Below are 18,492 nucleotides of genomic sequence, written 5' to 3'. Positions count from 1 at the left end.
TTGAGCACTGTGCGGCGCAACATGGCGCCGTCTACTCTTTGGAGAGGAACGACATGTTTTCATTTTCCGAACAATGGGCACGCGCCGGCAAGGCCGTGATGGAAGCACAATTGATCAGTGCGCAAGCGTATGTCCAGGCTGCCGTCGACAGCGGTGCCAGCGTGCTGGACTTGCAGCTCGATGCGGCCCGCGCGGCGTTGGCCGCCGCTACGGTAGCGGGCAATCAGCTGCTGTCCGCGAAGGATCCGCAAGCGCTGCTGGAACTGTCACGTACACAGTCGCAACTGGCCATCGAACGCATCGGTGCATATAACCGCCAGGCAAAGGATGTTGCTCAAGAAAACCAGGAGAAATTCGATACTGTGACAAAGGGTGAGTTTGCTGCATCGCGTCAAAAATTTGGCGAGCTGTTGCAGGTGGTAAAGCAAACGCCCGTGCCCCTGACTATTCCCTTCAATAATTTTCTAAAAACCACTTTCGGCGGCGCCGATGAAGGGTATGATAAAAATAAAAACACGCGCCCTGCTCGTCAAACGTAGGCGCGTTGCGGCCCGGCAGCGGCTATCCGCCGCGCCCGGCCTGTGGCCGCCACCGCAAGCAGGCTGTGATCGCCGCCGCCTGCGGTGCGGCGCTGGAACTGCGGCGCATGCCGCGCTAGAATGAAACACAGCTTGCTGTGTCTTCCCGGATTCATTGGATTGTATTAGCACCTTGACCTTGGCCCTCGTGGCCTGCATATCGGAGAAATAAATGGATGATGTCGTAATCGTGGCCGCCGGCCGTACCGCAGTCGGCAAATTCGGTGGCAGTCTGGCCAAGATTCCCGCGTCCGAACTGGGCGCACATGTAATCAAGGGCTTGCTGGCACAAACCGGCATCGACCCGAACCTGATCGGCGAAGCGATCCTGGGCCAGGTACTGACGGCCGCCGTCGGCCAGAACGCCGCGCGCCAGGCCGTCATCAAGGCTGGCCTGCCCAGCTCCATCCCGGCATTCACCATCAACAAGGTATGCGGCAGCGGCCTGAAGGCCACGCACCTGGCGGCGCAAGCGATCAAATGTGGTGACGCCAACATCATCATCGCCGGTGGCCAGGAAAACATGAGTGCGTCGCCGCACGCCATGAACGGCTCGCGCGACGGTTTCCGCATGGGCGACTTCAAGATGGTCGACACCATGATCGTCGACGGCCTGTGGGACGTGTACAACCAGTACCACATGGGCATCACGGCGGAAAACGTCGCCAAGAAATACGAAGTGACGCGCGCCGAGCAGGATGAATTCGCGCTGCAGTCGCAACTGAAGGCGGAAGCGGCGCAAAAAGCGGGCAAGTTCAAGGATGAAATCCTGCCGCTGGAAATCGCCAACAAAAAAGGCACTGTCGTCTTCGATAGCGATGAATACATCAAGCCCGGCTCGACCCTGGAATCGCTGACCGGCCTGCGCCCCGCGTTCGCCAAGGACGGCACTGTCACCGCCGGCAATGCTTCCGGCCTGAACGATGGCGCCGCCGCCGTCATCATGATGTCGGCCTCGCAAGCGAAAGAACTGGGCTTGAAGCCGCTGGCACGCATCAAGGCCTACGCTTCGTCGGGCCTGGACCCGGCCGTCATGGGCATGGGCCCCGTCTCCGCTTCGCGCTTGTGCCTGAAAAAAGCCGGCTGGACGCATGAAGAGCTGGACTTGATGGAAATCAATGAAGCGTTTGCCGCGCAAGCGATTGCCGTCAACAAGGAAATGGGCTGGGATACCAGCAAGATCAATGTGAACGGTGGCGCGATTGCTATCGGCCACCCGATCGGCGCCTCCGGCGCGCGCATCCTGGTCACCCTGATCCACGAAATGATACGCCGCGACGCCAAGAAAGGCCTGGCCGCGTTGTGCATCGGCGGCGGCATGGGCGTTGCTCTGGCGATCGAGCGCGACTAATGGTGGACATCGAACCTAAGCTACTGCGCGTCGCGATTTGCGGCCTGCGATGCTCACCGTGCTAGAGCACGGTTGCGCTTCTTAGCCACAACTCGCTGCCGCTCGCTACGGTTAGGTTCGATGTAATCCGCCGTTGGATTGGATCGGCGGGACAGGATAGCTTTAATTAAATAATTAACTTTTTAGCAACAGAACGACACTGAGGGGATGAAAATGGCAAGAGTTGCATTGGTAACTGGTGGCATGGGTGGTCTGGGAGAAGCGGTCTGTTTCAAGCTGGCGGCGCTCGGCTATCGCGTGGTCACAACCTATTCTCCAGGCAATCCGAAGGTCGCGGAATGGCTGGCAACAACCAAGGACATGGGCTATGACTTCAAGGCGTATCCGTGCGATGTGGCCGACTACGATTCGGCGGCCGCCTGCGTGGCTGCCGTGGAAAAGGACATCGGTCCTGTCGACGTGCTGGTGAATAACGCCGGCATCACGCGCGACATGACGTTCAAGAAGATGGACAAGCCGAACTGGGATGCCGTGATGGGCACCAACCTCGATTCCGTCTTCAACATGACCAAGCCCGTTTGCGACGGCATGGTGGAACGCGGCTGGGGCCGCATCATCAACATCTCGTCCGTGAATGGCCAGAAGGGCGCCTTCGGCCAGACCAACTATTCGGCCGCGAAAGCCGGCATGCATGGTTTCACCAAGTCGCTGGCGCTGGAAGTGGCGCGCAAGAACGTTACCGTCAACACCATTTCGCCAGGCTACATCGGCACCAAGATGGTCATGGCGATTCCACAGGAAGTGCTCGACAGCAAAATCATCCCGCAAATTCCGATGGCGCGCCTGGGCAAGCCGGAAGAAGTGGCCGGTCTGGTCGCTTATCTGGCCTCCGATGAGGCAGCGTTCGTCACGGGCGCGAATATCTCGATCAACGGCGGCCAGCACATGTCGTAATCGTTGTTGAGGTAAAACAGAGAGACAGCTGCGGCTGTCTTTTTTTTATGCTGGCGAGCAAAACGGGACAAGCGCGTGCTTTGCCTTAGAATCAGTATTTCTCCACTGCATCATCTCCATGACCCTCTTTCCAGCCTTGCGCCGTGCCAGCGTGCTTGCCTTCCTTCTCCTGGGCACTACCGCTGTCCAGGCCAGCGTCGCGTTTCACGTCAGCGTCACCACGCAGCGCACCGACCAGCCCGGCGCGAAAAAGTCGCTGCCACGGCAGGAGAAGCAGGACAGCGATGTCGTGCTGGGCCAGCATTACCTGAGCGTGCGTGATGGCAAGAGCCTGTCCGTGCTCGATTTTGCCTCGCGCCGCCGCTACGTCATCGATTTGGCGGCATCCACCTACGACGCGTATTCGCTGTTCGACGTGGTGGCTTATCGGCGTATCGAGATCGGACACCGCAAGGGCATGGCCGGCGCGCTCCAGGCTGGCGGCTTGCAGGCCCACGTCACGCCGCCCGTATATGAGGAGCAAGCGCTGTCCGTGCCGGCGGCAAGGCGGCGCAATGCACTGCAGCCCCAGGTGCAGGACGGCGCCGTGCTGTGGTCGCTCGACGAGCAGCCTCTGCTGCGTTTGGGGATAGCCGGCAGCCCCGTCAGCGGCGACGACGCCACGGCGTTCGCCCAGTACCTGCGCTATACCTGGGGCGGTCACCCGTTGTTGCTGAAGATGCTGGCCGATGGCAAGCGCATTCCCGCCGACTTCACCTTGCATTACCAGGAGGTGGGCGGCGCGGTCACGCGCCATTTCCGCATCAGCGCCATGACGGCGGGTGCGCCCGCCACGTATGCGCTGGCAGCTTACCGGCCACGTCCGCTGGCAGCCGACGCGCCGGCGCTCGAAAGAGTGCTGGCGCAGGCGGCGCGGTTGCCGCCGCTGGGATCCCAGGCCCATCCCGCGCTGCGGGCTGAAGCGGAGCGTCTGTTTGCGGAAGAGAAACCCTTTGAGGCCTTCCTGAGCATGCTGGAAGACCATTTTTCCACGGGCGCGCTGGTCGAAAAACTCACGCCCCGGCAGCAACTGGCCATGCAGGAGTGCGAGCCCATTCACGACTTGACGCGGGGGCTGCTGGCCAAGGACCCGGCGGGCATCGCGGCCGCGCTGGCCACCGTGCAGGAATTAAGAGAAAAAACGGGACTGGAGCAGCCCGTACTGGCCTTGTTCGAAGGGAATTTGCGCGCCAAGCTGGGGCAATGGCCGGAAGCGACCGCGCTGTATCTGCAAGTGCTGCAGGCAAAACCGCAGATGGCGGCCGTGTACCAGGACCTGGGCGACGCCTTGCTGGCGCAGTTCGATGCGCCGAATGCCTGGCGCAGCTGGGATGCGGGGCGGGTCATGGCGCCGTCGCTGCGGCAATTTCGCAAGGCTAACGAGCTTGAACGTAGCCTGCTGAAGGAGTACCCCGCCTTCTTTGCAGGCGGGGCGCCGGTGCAGCCGACAGTTCAGCCCAGCACCAGCCGTCCGGCCAGCAGAACGAAGACGGTGGGCAGCACGAACTTGCCGTAAGGCGAAGGTTTGCCGCGCAAGCGGTGCGCCAGGCGCGCGGCCAGCACGGCGTACATGGCATCAAACAATAGGCCCATCAGCACCAGGACAGCGCCCAGGCGCAGGTATTGCATGCCGACATGCTCGCTGCCGACGACGAATTGCGGCAGGAACATGCTGCAAAACAGCAGTGCCTTCGGATTGAGCAGATTGGTCAGGAAGCCGCGCACCAGGCTGGCGCGGGCGCCGTGCGCCGTGGCGGGGGCGCCTTCTTCCTGCGCCGCTTTTTTCGACAGGGCCGACTGTAACAGGCGCAGCGCCAGGTACAGCAGATAGGCGGCACCTGCCCATTTGACCCACTGCAAGGCTTGCGGATGTGTCACCATCAGCGCCGCCAGGCCCGCGCCGGACAGCGCCACGTGCACGGCCCGTGCACCGGCGATACCCACTGCAGTCACCAGCGCCGTGGCCACGCCGCGCGCCGCGCCCGTCGCCAGCACCAGCGCCATGTCGGGACCTGGTAATAAAAAGGCGCCGGCCAGTGCCAGCAGGTACATCAGGAAGGTAGAATCGGACATGGCGCAGCTCGGTCACAGGCAAAAAGTAAGGGCGGGAGCAACGGCCGCTTGCCGCATGCTCGCCGGGCCCCATTATGTTCTTGCCGTGATGAAATGTGCTTGCTTTTCCTGCCCTGCATACCCTAGTATTCGGGTAGATTCCACTCCTATAAAAACAAAAAATAGATGAAAATTTCAGAAGTTAGCCTCGACGCCACCGATTTGCAGATACTCAGGCTGTTGCAGGATGAAGGACGGCTGTCGAATGCGCGCCTGGCCGAGCGCTTGAAGCTCAGTGAAACCCCCGTCTGGCGCCGCTTGCGCCGCCTGGAAGAGGAAGGCTTTATCACCGGCTACCAGGCTTTGCTCAACCGCAAGAAGTTGGGGATCGGCCTGGTCGCGTTCGTGCGCGTCGTGTTTGCCAACCATGGCGGCGAGCAACCCTCGCAGTTTGAGCAAGCCATCGCGACGATACCCGAGATATTGTCGTGCCACAATGTGGCGGGCGAAGCCGATTATTTCCTGCAAGTGGTGGCGCGCGACCTGGAAGCGTATGGCGAATTCGTCTCGACCGTGCTGCGCCGCCTGCCCGGCGTGGCGGAAATCCAGTCCAGCCTGTCGATGCGCGAAATCAAGTCGTCGAACCGCCTTCCCTTGCCGCTGGCCTGAGGCGCCGGGGGCGCACTATGGCACTATAATTGGGTCTTTGCCAGGCATCCGCTGCCTGGCTTCCAGACCTTCTGCGAGGACCGCCATGCCTGATTCCCTGTCGCCCCTGTTTCCCGTCCTGACGCCGAACCGGCACGGCATGCTGGCGGTCGATGACCTGCACACCATTTATTGGGAAGAGTGCGGCAATCCCGACGGCATTCCCGTGCTGTTCCTGCATGGCGGTCCCGGCGCGGGCCTGTCGCCGCAGCACCGCCGTTTCTTCGATCCGCAGCGCTACCGCGTAATCCTGTTCGACCAGCGCGGCGCGGGCAAGTCCACGCCGCTGGGCGAATGGCGCAACAACACGACGCAACTGCTGATCGAGGATATCGAAGTACTGCGCGCCCAGTTCGGCATCGCTCAATGGCTGGTGTTTGGCGGTTCCTGGGGTTCGACCCTGGCGCTGGCGTATGGCCAGGCGCATCCGGAGGCTTGCCTCGGTTTCGTGCTGCGTGGCATTTTCCTGTGCACGCAGGCGGAGATCGACTGGTTCATCGAAGGCGTGCGCTGGTTTTATCCGGAACTGTACGCGGAATTTGCCGCGCCCATTCCGCCAGAGGAGCAGGGCGACTTGCTGGCGGCCTACGTGAAACGCATCCTCAGCAGCGATCCCGCCGTGTACTGGCCGGCCGCACGCGCCTGGAGCCGCTTCGAGGGCCGCCGCGTCTACCTGATGCCGCAGCCGGAAGATGCGCCGAACGATGCGCTGGACCTGGGCGTGGGCCGGCTTGAATCGCATTACATGGCCAATCTTGGTTTCTTCGAGGAGGACCAGCTGATTCGCAACATGGGGCGCATCGCGCATTTGCCGGCCGTCATCGTGCAGGGACGCTACGACGCCATCTGCCCGCCCCTGTCAGCCTACCGCCTGCAGCAGGCATGGCCTGGCGCACAGCTGGAGATGATACCGGACGCGGGCCATGGCGCGCTGGAGCACGGCATCGCTTCGGCGCTGGTGCGCGCCACCGAACGCTTCGTCCCGGGGCGCGGCTTCGCATGACATTTAAACATGCCGGTTGGCAAAGCTGCCAGCCGGCGTGCGCCACCTGCTACACTACGGCCTGTGCTGGCGCCAGGGTCGGGCGCCGGTGTGAACCCACGACTTTTTATCCATGAACATACAGATCGGCGACATCGGCCATATCATCCAGCTGGCGATTGCGCCGGTTTTCCTGCTGACCGGTATCGGCACCATGCTGGTGGTGCTGACCAACCGCCTGGGCCGCATCATCGACCGCACGCGCGTGCTGGAAGACCGGCTCGACATCGGTTACAACGATTTTTATATGGATGAGCTAGATACCTTGTATCAGCGTACCCATCTGATCAATTACTCGATTTCGCTCAGCACGGCGTGCGGTTTTTTCGTCTGCGTCATCATCGCCATGCTGTTTTTGGGCGACATTTTGAACCTGACCCTGGACAAATACATCGCGGCCTTCTTTGTGCTGGCCGTGATTTGCCTGATCGGCTGTTTTATCTATTTACTGCGCGAAATTTACCTGGCCGCCAGGGCCCAGCGCATCCGGCGCCATATCCGTCCGCCCCGTTAAGCGGCCGCGCCGGTTTTACCCTACTATTGAAGAACGAGTCCAGCATGCACGATTACAAACGTCCCCCCACCCTGCACCGCTACGGCCAGCGCAGCGAACTTGAGCTGGCACTGAGCCTGGGCCAGTTCCGCCTGATGCCAGCGGGCAATTGTTTGACCCTCAGCTTTTCGCAAGTATGGGACAAGCAACTGTTCGACCTGTTCGCCCCGGCCGATGCCTGTTTGATCATCCACAATACGGAAGAATTCGGCGAACGCCTGCACCGCGCCGTGCAGCGTACTTTGCCCAGCTGGGCCGGCATCGACGGCCTCGTCGAGTATGGCCAGCGTGCGGCCCTGGGCGCCGCCTTCACCAAGACGCGCGCCGAAGCGCCCGAGCAGGAATGGCTGTTCGCCTGGCGCTCGATGCAGCCGCAGGCCAGCCTGAATCCCGTCACGGTGAAACTGGGCAGCCTGGAAAATTTTGCGGAAATCCGCGACCGCGATACCTATTTAGCCTGATTTATCCGGATTTATCGGCGTACTGGCTGTCGATGCGGGTGAGCACGGCCGCCATCATGCGCTCGATATCGCCGCGTATCATGGTCGTGCCCAGCATGCCGGGCACATAGAAGCCCGGCATCAGCCGGCTGGAAAAGACGATGCGCGTGCCGCCCGTCTCGGGGATGGAATACAAATTCCAGCGCGATTCGTAATGCCGCATGTCGCCCGAAATGAGGGCGATATCGATGGCCGTGAACGGCGTTTCCGTGGCCCGCACCACCAGGTGGATGGCGTGGTTCATGAACAGGAAGCGCGCCATGCCCTGCTGCTCGATGATGACTTCATTGCCGTTGCGCGACAGCACGCGGCAGGAGCTGAGGTCGGGCACGAATTCATTCATGCGCTCGTAGGTGGTCAGGGTCTTCCAGACGGACGCCAGCGGCGCCTGCACGCTGCCGCTGGCATCGACTTCATACATGCGCTGCCCGTCGACCTCGATGCGCTTGACGTCGACCTTCAGCTTGTCCAGACGTGGCGCCTGCATCTGCGCTTGTGCTGCAGCCGGGGTGGCAACGGTACACAGCATCAGCAGGCAGAGGAAGAGTCGTGTCATGCTACCTAGCCTACGGGAAACTTGCGCCCTGCACAAGCTGTACCCATCGCCGGCGGGCGCGCCGGGCGATTTAGAACTCCCGGTCTAGAGAAATACGCTGCGGCGGCCAGCAATGCTTGTTACCGTACGGCCTGCATACCATCTTCTATCGGACCGACCATGACTGCCTATCCCCATTTGCTGGCCCCGCTCGACCTGGGCTTCACCACCTTGCGCAACCGCGTCATCATGGGGTCCATGCACACGGGCCTGGAAGACCGGTTTTATCATTATGGCAAGCTGGCCGCGTTTTACCGCGAGCGGGCGCGCGGTGGCGTGGGGCTGATCGTCACGGGCGGCATCTCGCCGAACCGCCAGGGCTGGCTGCTGCCGTTTGGTGGCACCCTCAATTTTCTCGGCGACGTACCGAACCACCGCAAGGTGACGCGCGCCGTGCACGAGGAGGGCGGCAAAATCGTCATGCAGATTCTGCATGCGGGCCGCTATGGTTATCAACCGTTCGTCGTTTCGGCGTCGGCGAAAAAATCGCCGATTTCGCCATTCCGCCCCCGTCCCTTGAGCGAGCGGGGCATCGAGCGCACGATCTGCGACTACGTACGTTGCGCGCGCCTGGCACAAAAGGCGGGCTACGACGGCATCGAAGTGATGGGCAGCGAAGGATACTTATTGAACCAGTTCCTGTGCGCACGCACGAATCTGCGCCAGGACCGCTGGGGCGGCACGATCGATAACCGCATGCGCCTGCCCGTGGAAATCGTGCGCCGTATCCGCGCCGCCGTCGGTCCCAACTTCATCATCATGTACCGCCACTCCCTGCTCGACCTGGTCGAGGGCGGCAATACCTGGGACGACGTGGTGACGGTGGCCAGGGCGCTGGAGCAGGCCGGCGTGACGATACTCAATACGGGCTTCGGCTGGCATGAGGCGAGGGTCCCCACCATCGTCACCTCGGTGCCGCGCGCCGCCTTTGCCTCCGTGGCGGGTCGGCTGCGCCGCGAAGTCAGCATTCCCGTGGTGGCATCGAACCGCATCAACATGCCGCACGAAGCGAATGCCATCCTGGAGCGGGGCGACTGCGACCTGGTGTCGATGGCGCGCCCCTTCCTCGCCGACCCTGACTTTGTCGCCAAGGCCGCTTCCGGCCGCGCCGACGAGATCAACACCTGCATCGGCTGCAACCAGGCCTGTCTCGACCACACGTTCGCCAACAAGCGTGCCAGTTGCCTCGTCAACCCGCGCGCCTGCCATGAAACGGAACTCGTGTACGCGAAAAAGGCCGTGCCGCGCAAGGTGGCCGTCGTTGGCGCCGGCCCCGCTGGCCTGTCGGCCGCCACCGTGGCTGCCGAATGCGGGCACGACGTGACCCTGTTCGACAGCAGCGACAGCTTGGGCGGCCAGTTCAAGGTGGCCATGCAGATACCGGGCAAGGAAGAGTTTACGGAAACCATCCGCTATTTTTCCCGCCGCATCGCCTTGTCGAACATCAAGCTGCGCCTGGGCCAGCGCGTCACGCGCGAGCAATTGCTGGCCGGCGGCTATGACGACGTCATTGTCGCCACCGGCATCAAGGTGCGTCTGCCGGCCATTCCCGGCATCGAGCACCCGAAAGTGCTGTCGTATCTGGACGTGCTGCAAGCCAAGAAACCTGTCGGCGCGCGCGTGGCCATCATCGGCGCGGGCGGCATCGGTTTTGACGTGGGGGAATACCTGCTGCACGACCCGGCGCACCCGCTTCCGCAACCCGTATCGGCCTGGGCGGGGGAGTGGGGCGTGGACCTGAACGCGGCCACCGGCGGCGGATTGGTGGCGCCCGTGGCCTCTGCGCCCGTGCGGCAGATTTTCCTGTTGCAGCGCAAGACGTCGAAGGTGGGCGCGGGCCTGGGCAAGACGTCGGGCTGGGTGCACCGTGCGGCGCTGGCGAGAAACGGCGTCGCCATGCTGGCGGGCGTGACCTACGACAAGATCGATGGGCAAGGCTTGCACATCACCGTGGGCGGCGAGCAGCGCTTGCTGGCGGTGGACAACGTGGTCATCTGCGCGGGCCAGGACAGCTTGACGGAACTCATGCCGCCCGTCGACAAGGATGGCAAGCCCCTGCATGCGGGCGGCCCGCGTTTCCATAAAATCGGCGGCGCCGCGCTGGCGGCGGAACTCGACGCCAAGCGGGCGATACGGGAAGGTGCGGAGCTGGCCGCGAGTTTGTAAATTGAGGGCTGGGGTCAGACCCGGCGGGTCTGACCCCGGATGTCGCTGCACGTGCCATTATTAATGGCCATGCCCCTTTTTCACCGCCTCAAAACTCTGCAGCACGTGCTCGGCCATGCCATTCGCCAGTTCTTGCTCGCCAATGAAGACTTTGCCCGCGTTTTCTGCGCGCAGCAATTCCGCCTCTTCCTCGCTGTGCGTGCGCACCACCGTCATGATGGAGGGGTTCAGCGCGCGCGCCGTCTCGATCATGGCGCGCACGTGGAAGGTGTCCGGCGTGGCGATGACGAGCATGGTGGCGTGCGTGATGTGCGCCTGGATCAGCACGGCCGGTTCGCCCGCATTGCCGGCCACGGCCGGAATGCCCTGCTTGCGCAACTGGTCGACGATTTCCCGGTTTTCCTCGGCCACGACGAAGTGGATACCCCGCTCCATCAGGGCGGCGGCGATGCGCCGGCCTACGCGGCCGTAGCCGACCAGGACGATCTGGCCCGACAGCTTTTCGTGCGGCACCGTCATCGGCAGCTCGGCCAGCGGGTCGGTCGTGCGTTCGAACTTGCGCGCGAAATCGCTGTTGCCGATCACGCGCAGCAGCGGCTTGGCCATGCTGAACACGAGCGGGTTGAGGGCAATGGAGAGGATGGCACCGGCCAGTATCAGGCTTTGTCCTTCCTGCGGCATCAGGCCCAAGGAGAGGCCCAGGGCGGCCAGAATGAACGAGAATTCGCCGATCTGCGCCAGGCTGGCCGAGACGATGATGGCTGTTTTCGGCGGATAGCGCAGGGCCATCACCAGCAAAAACGCGGCGATCGACTTGCCGAAGATAATGATGGCGCACACGGCCAGCACTTGCAGCGGCTTGTCGATGAGAATATTCGGCTCGAACAGCATGCCGACGGAAACGAAGAACAGCACGGCGAAGGCGTCGCGCAGCGGCAAGGATTCTTCCGCAGCGCGGTGGCTGAGTTCTGATTCGCGCAGCACCATGCCGGCGAAGAAGGCGCCCAGCGCGAACGACACGCCAAACAGCTTGGTCGAAGCGTAGGCGATGCCCACGGCGGCGGCGATCACGCACAGGGTAAACAGTTCACGCGAACCGGTGCGCGCCACTTGCCATAAAATCCATGGGAACAGCTTGCGGCCGACGACCAGCATGAAGACGATGAAACCGGCCACTTGCCCCAGCGTCACGGCCAGGGTTTGCCACAGGCTGACGGCCTCGGCATCCGGCGCGACTTTGCCGCCCAGCACACCGGCGAACGCCGGCAGCAGCACCAGCACCAGTACAGTGACGAGATCTTCCACCACCAGCCAGCCGACGGCGATGCGGCCGTTGAGCGAGTCGAGGATGCCCCGTTCTTCCAGCGCGCGCAGCAGCACCACGGTACTGGCCACGGACAGCGCCAGGCCAAAGATCAGTCCGCCACCGAGAGTCCAGCCCCACCAGTGGGCCAGGCCCATGCCCATCGCCGTGGCGACGCCAATCTGCAGGATGGCGCCGGGCAGCGCAATCTTGCGCACGTCCCACAAATCTTCGATGGAAAAGTGCAGGCCGACGCCAAACATCATCAGCATCACCCCGATCTCCGCCAATTGCCCCGCTATTTCCGCATCTGCCACAAAACCGGGCGTGGCCGGTCCGATGATGATGCCGGCGGCCAGATAGCCGACCAATGCCGGCAGTTTCAGGCGGGCGGCGATGAAGCCGAAGATGAGGCCGAACCCGAGGGCGGCGGCGATGGTGGTGATCAGACTGATGTCATGGGGCATGCGTGGTGGGTTCCTTATGGTGACGTGCGGATGGAAAAAGAGGGGATTCAGCGATTGAGTATAAACGCAACAAAGCTGCGGCTGGAATTTTCCTGCCGCTTTTTTTACAAAAAATTTACGCTATATCTTCGTCCAGGTGCCTGCGAACGCATGCCATCCACTGCGATCTGCGCCTAATTGAGGCAATCAGGCGCATCTCGCGGCTAACGCTTACACCTTGCGTACGACCACGCAGCCGATGGAATAGCCGGCGCCGAACGAACAGATGACGCCCAGGCCGCCTGCCGCCATGTCATCTTGATATTTATGGAAGGCAATGATCGAACCGGCCGACGAGGTGTTGGCGTAGGTGTCGAGGATCACGGGCGCTTCGTTGGCCTCGGCGTCGCGGCCGAGGATCAGGCGCGCGATCAGCAGATTCATGTTCAGGTTGGCCTGGTGCAGCCAGTAGCGGCTCACTTGCGCCACTTCCACGCCGGCCTTGGCCAGGGTCGCCTTGATCATCTCGGCGGCCATCGGACACACTTCCTTGAAGACCTTGCGGCCTTGCTGGCGGAACAATTTGTCGGCCTTGCCCACGCCGGATTCGTCAAAACGGTTGAGGAAGCCGAAATTGTTGCGGATGGCATTCGAGAAGCGCGTTTTGAGTTCCGTGCCGATGATCTCGAACTGGTGCTGCGACACGGCCGTGTCCTTGGCTTCGACGATGATGGCGGTGCAGGCGTCGCCGAAAATGAAGTGGCTGTCGCGGTCGCGCCAGTTCAGGTGGCCGCTGGTGATTTCGGGATTCAAGACCAGCACGGCGCGCGCCTGGCCGCTTTGCACGGCGGCCACGGCTTGCTGGATGCCGAAGGTGGCGGACGAACACGCCACGTTCATGTCAAAACCATAACCATCGATGCCGAGCGCATCCTGCACTTCCACGGCCATGGCCGGGTAGGCGCGCTGCATGTTGCTGCACGCCACCAGCACCATGTCGATATCGGCCGCCGTGCGGCCGGCGCGCGCCAAGGCGTCACGCGCGGCAGCGACGGCCATCTCGGCCTGCAAGGACAGTTCGTCATCGCCCCGTTCCGCAATGCGCGAGACCATGCGCGTCGGATCGAGGATGCCTTCTTTTTCCATCACGAAGCGCGACTTGATGCCGGACGCCTTTTCGATGAAGGCCACGCTCGACAGGTCCAGCGCCGTCACCTCGCCTGCGGCGATCGCGTCGGCGTGATCGGCATTGAATTTTTCTGCGTAGGCATTGAAGCAGGTGACCAGCTCTTCGTTGGAGATCGAAAATGGCGGCGTATACAGTCCGGTACCGCTGATGACGACTTGTTTCATGGTTAAACTTTCAAATTTGGCAATCGACGCGCTGCCGATAAGTGAAGCAAATTTTACACAAACAGACTCGACCGTAGAGAGTTTCGTGTTGCGGGGGAGGGGAAAGTGTGGCGGAAGATTGATTTTTGTCGCGTGGACGGTGGCAGGGGGTATTGCGTGTGATGGGGGCAGACGGGGGCGCCGAGTCCCGACGGGTCTGACCCCAAACTGCCTACTTTTTCTGTTCTTTCTTGACGTCAGCCTGCACCACCACCGGTTCGGCCTTGGCCAGCTGGACAGGCAAGCCTTTCAGGTGATTCAGCGCCTGGTGCAGCTGGAAATCGTCCTTGCTGCCAAATTCCAGCGGCTTGCGGGTTTTTTCCAGGGCGATGATGCGCAATTGCTCTTCCATCTCGTCGTTGACGGGCGCGGCCTTGGTACTTTCCTGGTCGCGGTCGTTGCTCAGGTGCTTGGTCAGGTCCGCTTCGCGGATGCGCAAGCCGTTCAAGCCGTCGCCATCCGCATTTTCATCGACCAGCAGGTCGGGTACGATGCCCTTGGCCTGGATCGAGCGGCCATTCGGCGTGTAGTAGCGGGCCGTCGTCAGCTTGACGGCCGTGTCGGCGGTCAACTGGCGTATGGTTTGCACGGAACCCTTGCCGAAGGTTTGCGTGCCGATGATGGTGGCGCGCTTGTAATCCTGCAGGGCGCCGGCGACGATTTCCGACGCCGAGGCCGAGCCTGTGTTGACCAGCACCACCAGCGGCACCTTCTTGATAGCAGCCGGCAATTTCGCCAGCGCATCGCCTTCCGAGCGGAAGGAATAGTATTCGGCGCGGCCGTAGAACACCTGTTTCGAATCCGGTAACTGGCCGTTGGTCGAGACAATGGCCGAGTCCTTCGGCAGGAAGGCGGCCGAGACGCCGATGGCGCCTTGCAGCACGCCGCCGGGATCGTTGCGCAGGTCGAGCACCATGCCCTTGAGGTTAGGGTCTTGCTGATACAGGGCCGTGATCTGCGCGGCCATGTCGTCGACGGTCGGTTCCTGGAACTGCGACACGCGCAGCCAGGCGTAGCCCGGCTCGACCATCTTCGCCTTCACGCTCTTTTGATGGATTTCCTCGCGCGTGATGGTGAAGGCCAGCGGCTGGGGTTCATCCTTGCGGGCAATGGTCAGCGACACCTTGGTGCCCGGTTCACCGCGCATGCGCTTGACGCTGTCGTCCAGGCTGACGCCTTTGACGGGCTGGCCATCGAGGCGGGTGATCAGGTCACCGGCCTTGATGCCGGCACGGTAGGCGGGCGAATCCTCGATGGGCGAGACGATCTTGATGTAGCCGTCTTCATTCATGCCAATTTCAATACCCAGGCCGACAAACTTGCCTTCGGAGCCTTCGCGCAGCTCGGCGTAGGCTTTCTTGTCCAGGTAGGCGGAATGGGGGTCGAGCGAGGCAACCATGCCGGAAATGGCGTCCTCCAGCAGTTTTTTGTCTTCCACCGGCTCGACGTAATCGGACTTGATCAGGCCAAACACATCAGCCAGCTGGCGCAGCTCTTCCAGCGGCAGGGGCGGCTCGACGTTCTTTTGCGCCATGGCCGAAAATTGCAGCGACACGGCGACGCCGGCCACCACGCCCAGGCCGATCAAGCCGGTATTTTTGAGTTTGCCCATCATTGCACCTTTGCAGCTAGCGTGTCTTGCACAAGCGCCAGTCCCCGTGGAGCGGCGCTTTGTTGAAAGTATAGACCTGAATCTCTGCCGGCGTGGGCCGGTCGTGGAAAAAGCGTACCTGGCCGCAGTCTACGCGCGAAAACGGGACTTTCAGCTTGCCATATGTTGCGGTTTTGTATGCGATGTATAGTTACTCTTGAGGGGAGTAAGCATTTGTAAGAGTCGAAAAAAAGCGTGTGCGGCGGCCCTATAGTGGATTCGCATTCTCGACCCGAAGTGGTTTTGCCTGCGTCTGCGGACGCAGGCTTTTTTTTATCCGGAGCCCCCATGACATCGCCGACCTTTTCCCGCACCTTGCGCCGCCTCAGCCTGGCCTTCCTGCTGGGCAGCACCGCCTTGGCCGCCTCGGCCGTGCCGATCGCCGAGATGCGCCTGGAAGACTTGCTGCCGATGGCCCCCGATTTCAGGACGGAATTGAAACTCAATGCGAATCAAAGCACCTTGTGGCAGCAGGTGGAAGGAAAAACCCGTCAACTCCTGCGCGAACGCAAGGCGCGCCGCGAACGCCTGCAAGCGGCGGTGACGCAGGGCTTGCAGGCGCCCCGGCTGGAGTTGCGCGACCTGCTCGCCGGCCTGGACAATGAAAGCGCGCTGAGCCTGGCCGAAGAAAAGCAGGTGCGCGAGTGGTGGCTCAGCGTCAACGATGCCCTGGACGAGCAGCAGCGCCAGATGGTGGCCCAGTTCATCGCCGGGCAGATGGCGCGCGTGATGGACGCCGCCGTACCTCACAGTGAATCGCGCGGTGCGCCCGTTGGCGAACACGGCGGGCGCAAGGGGGGCAAGGGTGGCATGGGAGGCGTGAGCATGGGCAATGGGGGCGCCGGCATGACGATACCCGCTAACTGAGGGGCAATCCAGGGGTAGTCCAGGGGCAAAGGATGGCCAAATGGCATGGTCGCGTGCTACATTCCCGTAGCGCCTGGCGCGGCGGGCTATCCGCCCGCAGCTATCTGCCCGGTCTTTTTGACATGCCCCATAAGGACAATCCGTGAATCGCTATCTCTTGAGCAGTCTGACCCTGACCCTGTTGGCTGCGTTTGCCCATGCCGCCGAACCGGTATCCGCCGCATCCTCCATGTCGGCACCGACCGTGGCGCCCAGTGTCGCACCTTCCGCGCCTGCCGCCGCTGGCGTCGTTTCCGGCATCGATGTGCAGTACATCGACCCTGCCGTGCGCGTGCAGGACGATTTCTTCACCCACTTGAATGGCAAGTGGCTGGCCACGGCCGAGATTCCTGCCGACAAGTCGAGCTGGGGTTCGTTCGCCAAGTTGCGCGATGACACCACGCCACAGTTGCGCGGCATCATCGAGTCCACGCAACAGGACAAGCACAAGAAGGCCGGTTCCGAAGCGCAGAAAATTGGCGACCTGTACGCCAGCTACATGGATGAAGCCCGCCTCGATGCGCTGGGCACGAAGCCGCTTGCCGGTGAACTGAACCGTATCCGCTCGCTGCGCGACAAGAAGGGCGTGCCTGCCCTGATCGCCCACCTGAGCCAGACGGGCGTGCCCACCCCGTACGCCGTGTACGTGGGCCAGGATGCGCGTGCCTCGACGAAATACGCCGCCTATGTCAGCCAAAGCGGCCTGGGCATGCCTGACCGCGATTACTACCTGGAAGCCAAGCAGGCTGGCGTGAAGGAAAAATACCAGGCGCACGTAGAAAAAATGCTGGCCATGGCCGGCGACAAGAACGCCGCCGCCCGCGCCAAGGCCGTAGTTGCCCTGGAAACATCGCTGGCCGAAGTGCAATGGACCAAAGTCGAGAACCGCGACCCCGTCAAACGCTACAACAAGACCGACATTAACAAGCTGAACGACCTGACCCCCGGCTACGACCTGAAGTCCAGCCTGGCAGCCCTGGGCATCGCCAACAAGGTCGATTACGTCATCGTCAACCAGCCGAGCTACCTGGCCGGCTACAACAAGGTGCTCGCTGCCACCGACCTGGACACCCTGAAAGCCTACTTTGAATGGCAGTTGCTGCGCAGCTATGCCAGCTACCTGTCGAAAAACTTCGTCGACGAGAGCTTTGCTTTCTACGGCACGGTACTGAGCGGCGTGACGGAAAACCAGCCGCGCTGGAAGCGTGGCGTGGGCGCCGTCGAAGGCGTGCTGGGCGAAGCCGTCGGCAAACTGTACGTGGCGCAATATTTCCCGGCTGAGCGCAAGGCGCACATGCAGGAACTGGTGAAAAACGTGCTGGCCGCCTACAAGGACAGCATCGATACGCTGGACTGGATGAGCCCGGAAACCAAGAAGGAAGCGCAAGCCAAGCTGGCCAAGTTCACGCCGAAGATTGCCTATCCGAACAAATGGCGCGATTACACGAAGCTGCAAATCGTCCAGGGCGACTTGGTGGGCAACATCATGCGCGCGGCCAATTTCGCTTCGGCGCGCCAGGTGGCCAAGCTGGGCAAACCGATCGACCGTGAAGAGTGGGGCATGACGCCGCAAACGGTGAACGCCTATTACAGCTCGACGATGAATGAGATCGTCTTCCCCGCCTCCATCCTGCAGCCGCCATTCTTTGACGCCAACGCGGACGACGCCGTCAACTATGGCGCCATTGGCGCTGTTATCGGCCATGAAATCAGCCACGGCTTCGACGACAAGGGCAGCCAGTCCGATGGCGACGGCAACCTGCGCGACTGGTGGACCCCGGCCGACCGCAAGAACTTTGCGGCCAAGGCCGACGCGCTGACCAAGCAGTACGATGGCTACAGCCCATTGCCTGGCTACAACGTCAACGGCGCGCTGACCCTGGGCGAGAACATCGCCGACAACTCGGGCGTGGCCATCGCGTACAAGGCGTACAAGATTTCGCTGGGTGGCAAGCCGGCGCCTGTGCTTGATGGCTTGACGGGCGACCAGCGCTTCTACATGGGCTTTGGCCAGGTATGGCGCAGCAAGATGCGCGAAGCGCAGCAGATCGTGCAAATCAAGACCGACCCGCATTCGCCGGGCCAGTACCGTGCGAACGGCACCATGGTTAACCAGCCTGGCTTCTATGAAGCGTTTGGCGTGAAACCGGGCGACAAGATGTATGTCGCCCCGGAAAACCGCGTGATCATCTGGTAATCGCGTACGCGTCGTCGTGAAAAACGTACTACTGTAACAACAGAAAGGACCACCTCGCG

16 protein-coding genes are annotated in these 18,492 nt (G+C 62.1%); 11 read left to right on the top strand and 5 right to left on the bottom strand.

The annotated features are described in order from the left end of the window. The first annotated feature begins 53 nt into the window (after window positions 1–53). The 4 genes from C8C89_RS03750 to C8C89_RS03735 all read left to right on the top strand — a co-directional run bounded on the left by C8C89_RS03750 (window position 54) and on the right by C8C89_RS03735 (window position 4,438). Complete coding sequence (locus C8C89_RS03750) at window positions 54–539, top strand: phasin family protein (protein ID WP_133988926.1); 486 nt, start codon at window positions 54–56, stop codon at window positions 537–539. 211 nt (window positions 540–750) lie between these two features. Further along, window positions 751–1,929, top strand: coding sequence for an acetyl-CoA C-acetyltransferase (locus C8C89_RS03745; protein WP_099761085.1), 1,179 nt, complete (start codon window positions 751–753; stop codon window positions 1,927–1,929). A gap of 213 nt (window positions 1,930–2,142) precedes the next feature. Next, entirely contained in the window at window positions 2,143–2,883 is a 741-nt protein-coding gene (gene phbB / locus C8C89_RS03740) for an acetoacetyl-CoA reductase (RefSeq protein ID WP_071325827.1), read from the top strand. A gap of 118 nt (window positions 2,884–3,001) precedes the next feature. After that, window positions 3,002–4,438 (top strand): hypothetical protein, encoded by a 1,437-nt coding sequence (locus C8C89_RS03735; RefSeq protein ID WP_133988925.1) that lies wholly within the window; start codon window positions 3,002–3,004, stop codon window positions 4,436–4,438. On the opposite strand, the gene C8C89_RS03730 is transcribed toward C8C89_RS03735, so the two are convergent. Then, the gene (locus tag C8C89_RS03730; RefSeq protein ID WP_243857890.1) at window positions 4,375–4,995 is read right to left on the bottom strand and encodes a LysE family translocator; all 621 of its coding nucleotides are present in this window, start codon (window positions 4,993–4,995) and stop codon (window positions 4,375–4,377) included. The genes C8C89_RS03735 and C8C89_RS03730 overlap by 64 nt on opposite strands. A 165-nt stretch (window positions 4,996–5,160) precedes the next feature. On the opposite strand from C8C89_RS03730, the gene C8C89_RS03725 reads away from it, so the two are divergent. The 4 genes from C8C89_RS03725 (at window position 5,161) to C8C89_RS03710 (ending at window position 7,738) form a co-directional block, all read left to right on the top strand. Next, complete coding sequence (locus C8C89_RS03725; RefSeq protein ID WP_010393611.1) at window positions 5,161–5,643, top strand: Lrp/AsnC family transcriptional regulator; 483 nt, start codon at window positions 5,161–5,163, stop codon at window positions 5,641–5,643. Between the two features lie 85 nt (window positions 5,644–5,728). Then, complete coding sequence (gene pip / locus C8C89_RS03720) at window positions 5,729–6,685, top strand: prolyl aminopeptidase (RefSeq protein WP_133988924.1); 957 nt, start codon at window positions 5,729–5,731, stop codon at window positions 6,683–6,685. Between the two features lie 112 nt (window positions 6,686–6,797). Beyond that, complete coding sequence (locus C8C89_RS03715; protein WP_101483434.1) at window positions 6,798–7,238, top strand: DUF2721 domain-containing protein; 441 nt, start codon at window positions 6,798–6,800, stop codon at window positions 7,236–7,238. Between the two features lie 44 nt (window positions 7,239–7,282). Continuing rightward, window positions 7,283–7,738: a hypothetical protein gene (locus C8C89_RS03710; RefSeq protein ID WP_099408108.1), complete on the top strand. Its 456-nt coding sequence runs from the start codon at window positions 7,283–7,285 to the stop codon at window positions 7,736–7,738. A gap of 1 nt (window position 7,739) precedes the next feature. Here C8C89_RS03710 and C8C89_RS03705 read toward each other — a convergent pair whose 3' ends face one another. After that, a complete protein-coding gene (locus C8C89_RS03705) occupies window positions 7,740–8,333 on the bottom strand; it encodes an SRPBCC family protein (RefSeq protein WP_347876576.1) in 594 nt (197 codons plus the stop codon). A 159-nt stretch (window positions 8,334–8,492) separates the two neighbouring features. Between C8C89_RS03705 and C8C89_RS03700 the strand changes: the two genes are divergently transcribed. Continuing rightward, window positions 8,493–10,538, top strand: coding sequence for an NADPH-dependent 2,4-dienoyl-CoA reductase (locus C8C89_RS03700; RefSeq protein ID WP_133988923.1), 2,046 nt, complete (start codon window positions 8,493–8,495; stop codon window positions 10,536–10,538). A gap of 60 nt (window positions 10,539–10,598) precedes the next feature. On the opposite strand, the gene ybaL is transcribed toward C8C89_RS03700, so the two are convergent. The 3 genes from ybaL to C8C89_RS03685 all read right to left on the bottom strand — a co-directional run bounded on the left by ybaL (window position 10,599) and on the right by C8C89_RS03685 (window position 15,294). After that, on the bottom strand, window positions 10,599–12,308 hold the full coding sequence (gene ybaL, locus C8C89_RS03695) for a YbaL family putative K(+) efflux transporter (RefSeq protein ID WP_133988922.1): 1,710 nt from the start codon (window positions 12,306–12,308) through the stop codon (window positions 10,599–10,601). Window positions 12,309–12,518: 210 nt separating this feature from the next. Beyond that, a complete protein-coding gene (locus C8C89_RS03690) occupies window positions 12,519–13,640 on the bottom strand; it encodes a beta-ketoacyl-ACP synthase III (RefSeq protein WP_133988921.1) in 1,122 nt (373 codons plus the stop codon). Window positions 13,641–13,851: 211 nt separating this feature from the next. After that, entirely contained in the window at window positions 13,852–15,294 is a 1,443-nt protein-coding gene (locus C8C89_RS03685) for a S41 family peptidase (protein ID WP_133988920.1), read from the bottom strand. A gap of 324 nt (window positions 15,295–15,618) precedes the next feature. On the opposite strand from C8C89_RS03685, the gene C8C89_RS03680 reads away from it, so the two are divergent. Both C8C89_RS03680 and C8C89_RS03675 read left to right on the top strand, forming a co-directional pair. Beyond that, complete coding sequence (locus C8C89_RS03680; RefSeq protein WP_133988919.1) at window positions 15,619–16,197, top strand: hypothetical protein; 579 nt, start codon at window positions 15,619–15,621, stop codon at window positions 16,195–16,197. A 142-nt stretch (window positions 16,198–16,339) separates the two neighbouring features. After that, the gene (locus C8C89_RS03675) at window positions 16,340–18,433 is read left to right on the top strand and encodes a M13-type metalloendopeptidase (protein ID WP_133988918.1); all 2,094 of its coding nucleotides are present in this window, start codon (window positions 16,340–16,342) and stop codon (window positions 18,431–18,433) included. The last annotated feature ends 59 nt before the right edge of the window (window positions 18,434–18,492 follow it).

The organism is Janthinobacterium sp. 75 (assembly GCF_004365495.1).
In the GTDB taxonomy this organism is placed as follows: Bacteria; Pseudomonadota; Gammaproteobacteria; order Burkholderiales; family Burkholderiaceae_D; genus Janthinobacterium.
Note: the sequence above shows the minus strand (reverse complement) of the source record. Positions and strands in the feature narration are given on the sequence as shown.

What these genes read in the sequence shown, in the direction of transcription:
- C8C89_RS03750 (WP_133988926.1), top strand. Translation starts at nt 54, where the DNA reads ATGTTTTCATTTTCCGAACAATGGGCACGCGCCGGCAAGGCCGTGATG.
- C8C89_RS03745 (WP_099761085.1), top strand. Translation starts at nt 751, where the DNA reads ATGGATGATGTCGTAATCGTGGCCGCCGGCCGTACCGCAGTCGGCAAA.
- C8C89_RS03685 (WP_133988920.1), bottom strand. Translation starts at nt 15,294, where the DNA reads ATGATGGGCAAACTCAAAAATACCGGCTTGATCGGCCTGGGCGTGGTG.
- pip (WP_133988924.1), top strand. Translation starts at nt 5,729, where the DNA reads ATGCCTGATTCCCTGTCGCCCCTGTTTCCCGTCCTGACGCCGAACCGG.
- C8C89_RS03725 (WP_010393611.1), top strand. Translation starts at nt 5,161, where the DNA reads ATGAAAATTTCAGAAGTTAGCCTCGACGCCACCGATTTGCAGATACTC.
- C8C89_RS03690 (WP_133988921.1), bottom strand. Translation starts at nt 13,640, where the DNA reads ATGAAACAAGTCGTCATCAGCGGTACCGGACTGTATACGCCGCCATTT.
- ybaL (WP_133988922.1), bottom strand. Translation starts at nt 12,308, where the DNA reads ATGCCCCATGACATCAGTCTGATCACCACCATCGCCGCCGCCCTCGGG.
- C8C89_RS03680 (WP_133988919.1), top strand. Translation starts at nt 15,619, where the DNA reads ATGACATCGCCGACCTTTTCCCGCACCTTGCGCCGCCTCAGCCTGGCC.
- C8C89_RS03730 (WP_243857890.1), bottom strand. Translation starts at nt 4,995, where the DNA reads ATGTCCGATTCTACCTTCCTGATGTACCTGCTGGCACTGGCCGGCGCC.
- C8C89_RS03715 (WP_101483434.1), top strand. Translation starts at nt 6,798, where the DNA reads ATGAACATACAGATCGGCGACATCGGCCATATCATCCAGCTGGCGATT.
- C8C89_RS03700 (WP_133988923.1), top strand. Translation starts at nt 8,493, where the DNA reads ATGACTGCCTATCCCCATTTGCTGGCCCCGCTCGACCTGGGCTTCACC.
- phbB (WP_071325827.1), top strand. Translation starts at nt 2,143, where the DNA reads ATGGCAAGAGTTGCATTGGTAACTGGTGGCATGGGTGGTCTGGGAGAA.
- C8C89_RS03705 (WP_347876576.1), bottom strand. Translation starts at nt 8,333, where the DNA reads ATGACACGACTCTTCCTCTGCCTGCTGATGCTGTGTACCGTTGCCACC.
- C8C89_RS03710 (WP_099408108.1), top strand. Translation starts at nt 7,283, where the DNA reads ATGCACGATTACAAACGTCCCCCCACCCTGCACCGCTACGGCCAGCGC.
- C8C89_RS03735 (WP_133988925.1), top strand. Translation starts at nt 3,002, where the DNA reads ATGACCCTCTTTCCAGCCTTGCGCCGTGCCAGCGTGCTTGCCTTCCTT.